Origin of the sequence: Leptotrichia sp. oral taxon 847 (assembly GCF_001553645.1) — a bacterium.
Lineage (GTDB): Bacteria > Fusobacteriota > Fusobacteriia > Fusobacteriales > Leptotrichiaceae > Leptotrichia.
Genome location: NZ_CP014231.1, coordinates 2,099,983 through 2,111,534, shown reverse-complemented (window position 1 = coordinate 2,111,534; position 11,552 = coordinate 2,099,983). Strand labels below are relative to the sequence as shown.

10 protein-coding genes are annotated in these 11,552 nt (G+C 30.0%); 1 reads left to right on the top strand and 9 read right to left on the bottom strand.

The window, feature by feature from the left end; all coding sequences use genetic code 11:
* Window positions 1-69: 69 nt before the first annotated feature.
* The 4 genes from AXF11_RS09940 to AXF11_RS09925 form a co-directional block, all read right to left on the bottom strand.
* Complete coding sequence (locus AXF11_RS09940; RefSeq protein ID WP_068157816.1) at window positions 70-951, bottom strand: endonuclease/exonuclease/phosphatase family protein; 882 nt, start codon at window positions 949-951, stop codon at window positions 70-72.
* 80 nt (window positions 952-1,031) lie between these two features.
* Window positions 1,032-1,295 (bottom strand): DUF4298 domain-containing protein, encoded by a 264-nt coding sequence (locus tag AXF11_RS09935; RefSeq protein ID WP_231724707.1) that lies wholly within the window; start codon window positions 1,293-1,295, stop codon window positions 1,032-1,034.
* 183 nt (window positions 1,296-1,478) lie between these two features.
* A complete protein-coding gene (gene efp / locus AXF11_RS09930; RefSeq protein WP_068157814.1) occupies window positions 1,479-2,051 on the bottom strand; it encodes an elongation factor P in 573 nt (190 codons plus the stop codon).
* A gap of 72 nt (window positions 2,052-2,123) precedes the next feature.
* Complete coding sequence (locus AXF11_RS09925) at window positions 2,124-2,843, bottom strand: SIMPL domain-containing protein (protein ID WP_231724706.1); 720 nt, start codon at window positions 2,841-2,843, stop codon at window positions 2,124-2,126.
* A 203-nt stretch (window positions 2,844-3,046) separates the two neighbouring features.
* Here AXF11_RS09925 and AXF11_RS09920 point away from each other — a divergent pair, with 203 nt between their 5' ends.
* A complete protein-coding gene (locus tag AXF11_RS09920) occupies window positions 3,047-3,484 on the top strand; it encodes a CGGC domain-containing protein (RefSeq protein WP_068157813.1) in 438 nt (145 codons plus the stop codon).
* Window positions 3,485-3,636: 152 nt separating this feature from the next.
* Here AXF11_RS09920 and lon read toward each other — a convergent pair whose 3' ends face one another.
* The 5 genes from lon to recJ form a co-directional block, all read right to left on the bottom strand.
* Window positions 3,637-6,021, bottom strand: coding sequence for an endopeptidase La (lon, locus tag AXF11_RS09915; protein WP_068157811.1), 2,385 nt, complete (start codon window positions 6,019-6,021; stop codon window positions 3,637-3,639).
* Between the two features lie 28 nt (window positions 6,022-6,049).
* On the bottom strand, window positions 6,050-7,300 hold the full coding sequence (gene clpX / locus AXF11_RS09910) for an ATP-dependent Clp protease ATP-binding subunit ClpX (protein ID WP_068157809.1): 1,251 nt from the start codon (window positions 7,298-7,300) through the stop codon (window positions 6,050-6,052).
* Window positions 7,301-7,321: 21 nt separating this feature from the next.
* On the bottom strand, window positions 7,322-7,897 hold the full coding sequence (gene clpP / locus AXF11_RS09905; RefSeq protein ID WP_068157806.1) for an ATP-dependent Clp endopeptidase proteolytic subunit ClpP: 576 nt from the start codon (window positions 7,895-7,897) through the stop codon (window positions 7,322-7,324).
* Between the two features lie 573 nt (window positions 7,898-8,470).
* On the bottom strand, window positions 8,471-9,757 hold the full coding sequence (tig, locus tag AXF11_RS09900) for a trigger factor (protein ID WP_068157805.1): 1,287 nt from the start codon (window positions 9,755-9,757) through the stop codon (window positions 8,471-8,473).
* Window positions 9,758-9,862: 105 nt separating this feature from the next.
* Entirely contained in the window at window positions 9,863-11,542 is a 1,680-nt protein-coding gene (recJ, locus tag AXF11_RS09895) for a single-stranded-DNA-specific exonuclease RecJ (RefSeq protein ID WP_082729416.1), read from the bottom strand.
* Window positions 11,543-11,552: the final 10 nt, after the last annotated feature.

Genomic DNA, 11,552 nt, shown 5'->3' with positions numbered 1-11,552 from the left:
GTAGTTCACTAAATGAACTATATATTATATTTTATTTAATTAAAATTTATTTTTCTTTTAAGTTTAATTTCATTCACCCGTCGTATAATATTCGGAAAAAATTAATAAATGATCTGACACATATTTTTTAATTGCAGCATAATTATCATTTTTTATAAAGTTACAAACTCCAGAATTTCCAGTAAATTCTTTTGTTTTTTTACGATTAATAAAAAAATTGTCATATGAACTTACAAGTTTTGTGTCCGATAATGTTGTTGGGTTTTCCTTTGGATCTAAAATATATGAAACATTGTATTTTTCAGACAAATTTTTAAAAGCTAAGCTATCCGCAGACATGTTAAAATCTCCAGCAATAATAATATCATCTTCGTCTGTGAGTTTTGAAAAATATTCGTAGACATTCGCATAATTTGAAGCTTCGATAAGTCTTTGTTTTTCTTTATCTCCAAAAACTGAATGTGCTATGATGTAGACAAAATCGAAGTTTCCACTTTTAAAATATGCGCCAAAAGGTTCCCGCATAAACTCATTTTCATCTTTTTCCTCATAGAATCCCAGCGGTTTTGCTTCCAAAAATTTGTTTTTTCTGTAAATATAAGCATAAAATTCTCGATAATTCTCACTTCCCACAGAATGTTCCGAGATGATGTACTCCCATTTTTGTTTTGTCAATTTTTCCAATTGAGCTTTCACTTTTTTTACACCTTTTTCGTTCATAACCTCTTCTATCCCGATCAAATCAAAATTTGCCAAAATTTTTGCAAACGCTAAATAATCCTTTTGCTTTTCTCCAAGTCTTAACGCATTAAACGAAGCAATTAAAACTGTATTTTCACTCCGATTAATTCCACTTCCTAAATCTAAATCCACATTTTTCTTTTTTGAACAGCTAAATAAACCTAAAATGAAAATTATAAATATTAACCCTTTTATTATCTTTTTTTTCACTTCAATCAACCCCTTAATTTTTTTACTTAAAATGATTTTTCATAAATTTAAAAACTCTAATTCCCCCTTTAGATAAAAAACTATCTTCTAAGCATCTTCGCCGCAATTTCCACCATTCTAATCGCTAGCTCATGACTATCCCCAAACAAATCATAAGCCGCATCTTCACTCAAAACCCCGCATTTTAAGTCCTGCGGCAAATTACCATTATTGTAATCGTTTGCATCCGAAAACCAATTTTTACTGCTATAATACTCGTCCAATTTTCTATAATCCGAAAAATTTTTTTCTAATTTATCTAGCGCCAAATTCACTTCTCTAAATATATCTGCCGATTTATCCAAAATTTTTCCATTTCTTCAATTCTTTTTATTTTTTCAGCTATTTCAGCTTTTTTTGTTTTTTATCATCCATAAATTTCTCATCTCCTAAATTTTAATATAATATTAATTATAACTTATTTTTCAAAAAAAAGCCATCGTTTTTTAACGATAGCTCATAATTTTATACTTTTTTTATTTTCGTTATTAATTTGCTCTTTCGATGTATTCTCCAGTTCTTGTGTCAATTTTGATTTTATCTCCAATTACGACAAATAAAGGGACCTGTAAACTGTAACCATTTGCAAGTGTTGCAGGTTTTGTTGCTCTTCCGATCGTATCTCCTTTTAATCCTGGCTCAGTGTAAGTGATTTCCCTAATTACCGTATTAGGTAGTTCCACACCAACCGGTCTTCCTTCATACATCAATACTTGAATAATCATTTCTTCTTCTAAAAAATTTACTGCATCTCCTAAATCTTCTGCTGTTAATGCTATTTGCTCAAAAGTTTCCTGATCCATAAAGTTGTAATCTCCATCGCTTTCGTACAAAAATTGCATTTGATTTCTATCTAAAATGATGTCGTCCATAAGTTCGGTAGCAAGTACTGTAATTTCTTGAATTTTTCCAGAAATTAATTCTTTTGTTTTAAATTTTACTTCTGCCGCTCTTTGTCTTTTTCCTGAAGTGGATTGGTGTCTTTCAGCTTTTAGTATTAAATATGGTATGTTGTCCTTTCTGTATGTACTTCCCTGTCTTAATTCTGCTGCTGGTTTCATTAATTTTCCTCCTGATTTATTTTATTTATTATTTAATTAACTAATATCTTATAAAATAAGTGGCTGTTACAACTAGACGCATTTTTTATAAATTTGATTTTGCTGCTCATCATCTTTATTTAAGATGTCTTCATTATCTTTTAATAGCTCAAACTGTCCTTGCGTCATATTTTTTAGTCCGTTTATTTCATTGCCATTCACCTTCAACATTTGAATTGCTCTGTACTCTGCATTTTTTGTTGCATCAATCAACAAATCTTTTTTATATTTTTCAATGTTTGTAATTACATATTCTGGTTTTGTAATTTCAATATTTTCCATCTGCAATTTCAACTCCAATAAATTTTCATAAAATCCCTTTACTTTGTCAATATCTCCAGTTACAATTGATATAATTTCCTGTCCATCATAATCTAAAATCCTGTTAGCCAAAATCGAAGCTTCTTCATTTTGAGAAGTTTTTTCTTTCGTCTTATCGTAGTTAGGTTGAATTTTTAAGTTTTCAATGTTATAATCATTTTCACTAATTTTTAAATTTTTTAATTTTTCAATTATAACTTTTTCCTTCCCATCTATTTCTTTTTTTAAATTATCCAAATTTTCATCTTTATCTGAAATTATTATTTTAATAAGAGCTTTATCCGATTTAATTCTCTTTTCGGCAACTCCTTTTACTGTAATTCTATTATCCAGTTTATTTGTCTTGTCAATTGCATTTGCAATTAGCGCCGCCGACACAATCAACCCAAAAGATAATATTGTAGAAATTATTATAAATTGTACTTTTTTCAATTTATTCACTCCTTAGTTATTGAAGTTTTTGCTCCTTAAATTATAATTTATTTTAAAAAAAATGTCAATTAATTTTTACAATTTACTTATTTTATCAAGTAAAATTAATTGAATTGATTTTTCCCTAAAATTATGATACTTTATACTAAATAACTTTATTTAAGTACGTTTTAAAAATTTTAAATATATTTTGAGGTGATGTTATGGATTTATCAAAAATTAAATTAGTTATAATAATTCAATGTGAAATTGCAAAAAGACGCTGTAGCGGGTATCATTGCAGTCAATCATTTTACGAGAGAAGCGGGGGATTTTCAAAATATCCGATGGAACAAAACATAAGGCTTCTTATGTTTCAATGTGGAGGATGTAATGGAAAAGGAGTAAATTCCCTTTTGTCAAATGTAAATAAATGTATAAAAAAAGAAGGGAAGATCACGCCTGAAGAAGTGGCTATACACTTTGCTTCCTGTGTTACGCTAGATAATCATCATTCTTCCAGATGTATGTTTTTAAATCATATGAAACAACAAGTTTTAAAAACTCCTTTTAGAGATTCACTTATTTTAGAAGATACTTGGTATTCTAAAACTGCGACTAGAAGGCGCGCAGAAGGTATTTATAAGTCAAACAAAAACTAGAAAATCAAAAGGAACATTAGGATATATAAACTTTTTTATATAAATACAGTAAAAAACGCTATATTTGTATATATGTTTACACAAATTTTTAAATGTTCTTAAATATTTCTTATACAAAAAAAAATCAGATGCACAAAACATCTGACTTTTTATTATATTACTTTATTTTCTTTTTTTTCAGAAACTTTTTTCGCTACTTTTTTTGTTACAGCTTTTTTCGCTTTTTTTTCATCTTTAAAAACTATTTTTTTTACATCGTCGTAAGTTTTAGCAAAATAAAACTTCATTTGGCTCGATATTTCCTTTGGTAATTCTTCTGTATCGATTTTGTTGTCAAAAGGTAGCACAACTTCTCTTATTCCAACTCTGTGCGCTCCTATGACTTTTTCCTTAATTCCACCAACCGCTAAAACTTCTCCTGTAATTGTGATTTCTCCAGTCATTGCCACATCTTGTCTCACTTCTTTATTTGTCAAGACAGAAATTATCGCTGTAGTTATTGTAATTCCGGCAGAAGGCCCATCTTTTGGTACGGCTCCTTCAGGAAAATGTAAATGAACGTCATACTTTTCATGGAAATTTTCTTTTATTCCTAATTTATCCTTTATATATCTGACGTAAGAATAAGCAACTTGTGCGGATTCTTTCATCACGTCTCCCAATTTTCCAGTAAGCTGCAATCTTCCTTTTCCTTCCATTTTAACAGCCTGAACTTCTAATGTAGTTCCTCCGACAGCTGTCCATGCAAGTCCATTAACAACTCCAACTTTTCCTTCATCTTTTCTAATTTTGTCAGGTCTAAATTTGGCATTTCCCAAATATTTCTTAATTTTTGTTTCCGTAACTGACAACTTTTTAGACTTTGAAAGCACTGCTTCTTTGGCCATTTTTCTAAATAATTTTCCTATTTCTCTTCTTAAATTTCTAACTCCAGCCTCTCTCGTATATTCGTTTATAATTTTTAGGATTGATGCATCTGAAAATGGAATTTTATAATCTTTTAATCCATTTTCTTCTTGAGTTTGTGGAATTAAATATTTTTTTGCAATATTTAATTTTTCAAATTCTGTATACGATTCGATAAAAATTATTTCCATTCTGTCTCTTAACGGCCCTGGAATTCCACCCAAATCATTTGCTGTACAGATAAAAAATACTTTGGACAAATCAAAAACGTGATCTATGTAGTGGTCTTCAAAATTGTTATTTTGTGCAGGATCTAGCACCTCAAGCATAGCAGACGCTGGATCTCCTCTAAAGTCAGACGCCATTTTGTCAATTTCGTCAAATAGCATAACTGGATTGTTTACCCCAACCTGTTTTAACGAATTTACAATTCTTCCTGGCATAGCTCCCACGTAGGTTCTTCTATGTCCACGAATTTCAGCTTCATCTCTGACTCCTCCAAGTGAAATTCTCGTAAATTTTCTATTCATTGCACGAGCAACTGAATGTGCAAGTGAAGTTTTTCCTACACCTGGAGGTCCCACAAGACAAATAATCGAACCTTTCAGTGTATTGTTTAATTTTTTAACAGCCAAAAATTCCAAAATTCTTTCTTTGACTTCTTCTAAACCGTAATGATCCTCATCCAGTATTTCTTTCGCTTTTTCAATGTCAATTTCATCTTTAGTCGACTTACTCCAAGGTAAATCTAAAACTGTTTCAACATAACTTCTTATAACCGAAGCTTCCGAAGAAAAATCAGGCATTTTTTTAAGTCTTGACACTTCTTTTAAAAGTTTTTCTTTCAAATCTTTCGGAATTTTAGAGCTTTTAATTCTTCCGTCCAATTCTTGTGCATCTTCTTCGTTATCAATTTCTTCGCCCAACTCATCCTTTATCACTTTAATTTTTTCACGCAAATAATAGTTTTTTTGTAAATCTGCCATCTGATCTTTTACACGGCTTTCAATATTCATGTCAAGATCGAATACCTCTATTTCAACACTTAACACTTCCAAAATTTTTAATGCACATTTTTCAATGTCTGTGATTTCTAAAATTTCTTGTTTTATAGTGGCCTTTATTGGCAAATGTGTACAAATCAGATTAAAAACTTTTTCCACATCTTCAATTTCATTTATATTTTGCACGATATCAGGCAAAATTTTCTGCGTTTTTTTCGCATATTCTGAAAATTTTTCCAAAACTTTTTTTCTCAATGCCTGTGATTTACTTTCAGAAATAGGACGTAAAAATAACTTTTCATATTCTCCAAAAATAACATCGTCCTGTTTTTCAAATTTATTTATGATAACTTTTGATTTTGATTCAACTAAGATTTTTGTATTTCCATTTGGCATTTTTACAGATTGAATTATTTTTACTAAAACACCTGTCGTATATACATCTTTAGGTAATCTTGGCTCTTCCATCTCCGTATCTTTTTGCATCGAAAGAATTAATTTCCCGTCAAAATTGTTTATCGCTTCGTCTAAACTTTTTAAGCTAGCCTGCCTACCAATAAAAATAGGTGTTACAGTTTCTGGAAATATAACCAATTCTCTCGTTGCTATATATGGTTTATTTGACATTCCTTTCCCCTTTCATAATTTGATTTTTTTATTTTTCTTTTTTTTCAATTCTTACTTTAGTTTTGTCTGTAACAGATTCTTTTGTTATAATAACCTTTTTTACATCTTTTTCAGATGGTATTTCGTACATTAAATCCGTCATAACGTTTTCTATTATTGAACGAAGTCCTCTCGCTCCAATCTTTCTTTTAAGTGCAAGTCTGGCAATTTCAACAATTGCATCTTTTTCAAATTCCAGCTCCACATCTTCCATTTCAAAATATTTTTTATATTGTTTTGTAAGTGAATTTTTAGGTTCTGTAAGTATTCTTATCATAGCTTCTTCATCAAGTCCGTGAAGCGCTGTAATTACTGGAAGTCTTCCTATTATTTCAGGAATTAATCCAAATTTTATCAAATCCTCAGGCAGTACATTTTCGAATAAAGTCAAATCATCCAGTTTCACATTTTTAGTTTCCAGACCAAATCCGACTCTCTTTTCGTTAATTCTATTTTTAACCTTGCTTTCTAATCCTTCAAATGCTCCACCGACGATAAATAAAATATCTTTTGTGTTAATTTCTATCATTTCCTGATTTGGATGTTTTCTTCCACCTTGTGGCGGAACACTTGCAACTGTCCCTTCGATGATTTTAAGCAATGCCTGTTGCACTCCTTCTCCAGAGACATCCCTTGTGATGGACATATTTTCCGATTTTCTTGCAATTTTATCTATTTCGTCAATATAAATAATCCCGTGTTCAGCGGCTTCAATGTCATAGTCCGCAGCTTTAATTAATTTTAGCAGCACATTTTCCACATCGTCCCCAACATATCCAGCTTCTGTAAGAGTTGTCGCATCAGCAATCGCCAAAGGTACATTCAACGTTTTAGCAAGTGTCTGTGCAAGTAATGTTTTTCCACTTCCTGTAGGTCCAACTAATAAAACATTAGATTTTTGCAGTTCCACATCGTCATCAACCGATTTGTTCTGTTTATGCGTAATTCTTTTAAAATGGTTGTAAACTGCGACAGATAAAACTTTTTTTGCTCTTTCCTGACCTATGATATACTCATCCAGTTTTGCTTTTATCTGAACTGGCTTTAAAAGTGTTATCTCTTTATATCTATTTTCAAATTCGTCATATTCCCTAAAACTTTCAAGTAACTGTTCACTTTCTTCTATACATTCGTTACAAATGAACACATCGTCTTCTTCTTGACTTTGAATAAGTCTTTCAACTTGGGACTCTTCTTTTCCACAAAAAGAACAGTAATATTTTTTCTTATCTTTTGGCATCTTTCCACCTCTTTAAAATTTCTATAATATCTTATCTACTAATCCATATTCCACAGCTTCTTCAGCCGACATAAAATTATCTCTTTCCGTGTCTTTATAAATTTCTTCAACTGATTTATTTGTTGCTTCGGACAAAATTTTGCTTGTAATTTCTTTCATTCGTTCAATTTCTTTTGCTTGAATCTGAATATCTGTTGCTTGTCCTCTCGCTCCTCCAAGCGGTTGATGAATCATTATCCGAGAATTCGGTAATGAATATCTTTTTCCTTTCGTTCCAGCCGCTAAAAGCAAAGCTCCCATACTGGCAGCCTGTCCCACACAAACTGTTGAAACATCACATTTTATATGGCGCATTGTGTCATAGATTGCAAGTCCCGCTGTAATGACACCTCCTGGACTATTTATATACATAACTATATCCTTTTCCTTATCTTGTGCATCCAAAAACAAAAGTTGAGCAACAATTGCATTTGCCATATTGTCTTCAACTTCCCCACTCACAAAAATTATTCTATCTTTAAGCAGTCTTGAATAAATATCGTAGCTTCTTTCCCCACGACCATCATTTTCAATGACTACCGGACTATATACTGACATAATACTCTCCTTTTTCTACATTTTATTTATAAATTTAGTTTTTTCTATTTTCTAATTTTTTTTAAACTATTTTTACTATATCACAATCTCCTCGTAAAATCAACACAATTTATTAATATTTTCTTTGTATATCAAATGTTATTTTATTTAATAATACTTTTTTTACATAAGGGGAAAGTGCCGCCATTTCCCCTTATAATCCCCACGCTCGTCTAAGAATTTTTTTGAAGCAAAGCCGAAACTCACTTCGTTCAAACAGTCGTCTTTACTCCAAAAAAATCACGACACCTTTTGTATAATAGTAAAATTTAAACCGTCGGAGCATTTTTATGTGCTGACAAAACTGTCTGAGCGTAAGCGAGTTTTTTGGCAGTGCAGAAAAATGTCGGAGACTAGCCGGGGTGCAGGGGTATGGCGATGATACCCCTGCTAAAAAAACTAAATTAAAAAATATAAAATTGAACTTTTACTAAATATTTTATTTGAGATTATATAAATTAGAATTATATAAAAAAGAATCTTGCAATAGTATATCACAAAATTCTTTTGAAATCAAAATGTCTTACAATAAATCTATTTTACTTTAGTTTCTTTTACTAATAAATCAATAGTTTTTTGGTTTATTAATCTGTATTTTGCTTCATCATAAAATCTTTGATAATTCCCCGATTTTTTTACTTCATTTAGCATTGTTTCTTTGTCCATTCCGTACATTGTAGCCATCACTTCAAATTCGTTGTCCACTTCTTCATCGGTAACTGTGATATTTTCAACTTTTGAAATTTCTGAAAGAACTAATTCAGTTTTTACAGATTTTTCGGCCATTTCTCTTGAGTCTTCCCTCATTTTATCAATAGTTTGACCTGTCATCTGGAAATATTGATTTAAATTAATTCCTTGCATTTGTAATTGTTGTGCAAATCTATTGATTTGAAATTCGATTTCTCTATCTACTAAAGCTTTTGGAGCTTCAACGTTTGTAGCCTCTACAATTTTTTCAATAATCTTATTTTTAAACTCGTTTTCTACTCTTGTTTCCTCTCTTTTTGTGATATTTTCTCTTGTTTTAGCTTTCATATCATCCAATGAGTCAAATCCTAGTTCTTTTGCCAAATCGTCGTTTAACTCAGCTTCTTCTTTTCTTTTAATAGAATTTACCTTTACTTTAAATAAAGCAGGTTTTCCTTTTAAATTTTCTGCGTGATATTCTTCAGGGAATTTAACATTTACATCAAATTCGTCATTTTTTTTGTGTCCTATGATTTGTTCTTCAAAAGTGTCAATAAAGCTATGAGACCCCAAAGTCAAGTCATATCCTTCGGCTTTTCCACCGTCAAATGCAACTCCATCAACAAATCCTTCAAAATTAATATTTACAACATCGTCGTTTTTAGCTTCTTCATTTTCAGGCACTTCTTTTAATTTAGAAGCATTTTTTCTCATTCTTTCAATTTCTTCGTTTACTTTTTCGTCAGTAACTTCAAAATTTTCTTTTTCCACTTCCAGTCCTTTATATTGTCCCAATTCAAATTCAGGTAACACAGGTATTGTAAATACAACTTCCACTTTATCAGATTGAATTTCATATTTTTCTAATTTTATATCGGCTATTGGTTTTAACTCATTTTCTGCCACCGCTTTTTGATATTCTTCAGAAATTATATGATTTAAAATTTCTCCGTCAATTTCTTTTCTGAAGTTTTTTTCAATAACATTGGCAGGTACATGTCCTGGTCTGAATCCATCCACTTTAGCGTCTTTAAAATGTACTAAAACATGATCTTTTAAATGTTTTAATTTTTCTCCTTCCACTGTTACTGATACTTCATAGGTTGTTTCATTTAATTTTTTTACTGCCATTTAAATTTTCCTCCTGATTTTTTTATTTTATTTATACGATTCAAATTAATTAAATTTTTAATTAATTTTACTATTTAAATAATTATTTTACATTTTTTTACTTTTTTAAATAAAGTCTTTTATTCTTAATTCGATGTACAAGTCAGAATATACTGTCTTAAATATTGGTGTATAAATCACTCGGTATTTTCTTTCATTCAAATTTCTAACTTTCAATTTATGTCCTAAATTATACCCAATCATAGAAATAACTCTGTCATTTTTTTTGGCAAATCCTTTAAAATGTCTATTATTTATTCCAAATTTTGAAATTTTTATAAACTCAACTTCGGTGTCGATAAAATTTGGTTCTGGATTATCTAATCCAAATGGAGCAAGTCTATTTATATCACTTAATTTTCTTTTGTTAATGCTTTTTATATTAAGCCAAGAATCTATATTTAAAACTTTTTCCACATCTTCCCGATTTTTACTGACCAATTTCTGCCGCAAATATCTTTCCACTTCAAGAAGATATTTTTCTGAAACTAAAAATCCTGCCGCTAAATCGTGTCCCCCAAACCGATCCAATTTTGTTGAAATCTCTTTTAACATATCAAAAATATTGATTCCTTCAATACTCCGGCAAGACGCCTTTCCATAGCCATTTTTTATTGAGACCAGAATAACTGGTATATTATATTTTATAGAAATTCGTGAACACACAACTCCCACGACGCCAGAATGCCATCTTCTACTTTTCAAAAAAATATATTTGGGACGATTTAACTTTTGTATTTTTTCTTCAATTTCATTATAAATTTCATTTTCCAAGTAACGTCTTATTTTATTGGCTTTTTTCATTTCTTCGATAATGGAGATTAATTTGAAATCATCTTCCTGAATAAAAAAATTTACTACGATTTTAGAATTATCAATTCTTCCAAGCGCATTAAAAATCGGTGCAATCAAAAATCCAATATCACTTGTTGTAATATTTTTTGGATTTATTTTCAAATAATTAATAATATACTTTAAACCTTTTATTTTCGTTTTTTTTATATTATTTAATCCTTTTTTTATTATAAATCTATTTTCATTGACCATTGGAACTACATCTGCAACTGTACCAATCATAACAATATCCAAATAATCATAAAGTGTTTTTTTGCTTATCCCAAATCTTTCATAAACGGCACAGGCCACTTTAAATGCAACTCCCGAACCAGATAAATACTTATTTGGATAACTTTTACTTATTTTGGGATTGATTGTCAAAATTTCCATTTCATCACAAACAGTTGTCTGTCTGTGATGGTCTGTTACAATTATGTCAATTCCACTTTCTTTTAACAACATTATTTCTTTGCGACTATTTATAGAAATGTCCACTGTAATAAATAATTTTGTATCTCTTCGCTTCAAAAAATTCAAGGTGGATTTATTTATTCCAAAACCTTCGTGTACACGATTAGGAATGTAATAGTCGACATTTAATCCCAATTTTCTTAGCATAATGACCAAATATGCGACTCCTGAAATTCCATCTACATCATAATCTCCATAGATTACAACTTTTTCTTTTTTTAATTTTGCTAATTTTATTCTTTCTACAACTTTTTCCATATTTTCAAACAAAAACGGATCTAGTAAATCATTTTCGCTTGTATTTAAAAATTTTTCAACTTTTTTTCGTGTATCAATGCCTCTATTCAGCAAAAGCCTTGTAATTAATTTACTTTCGCCAAACTCCGAACTTTTTGACATTAAATATTTTATATCATATTTTTTTAATTCCCATTTCATTACAAATTAA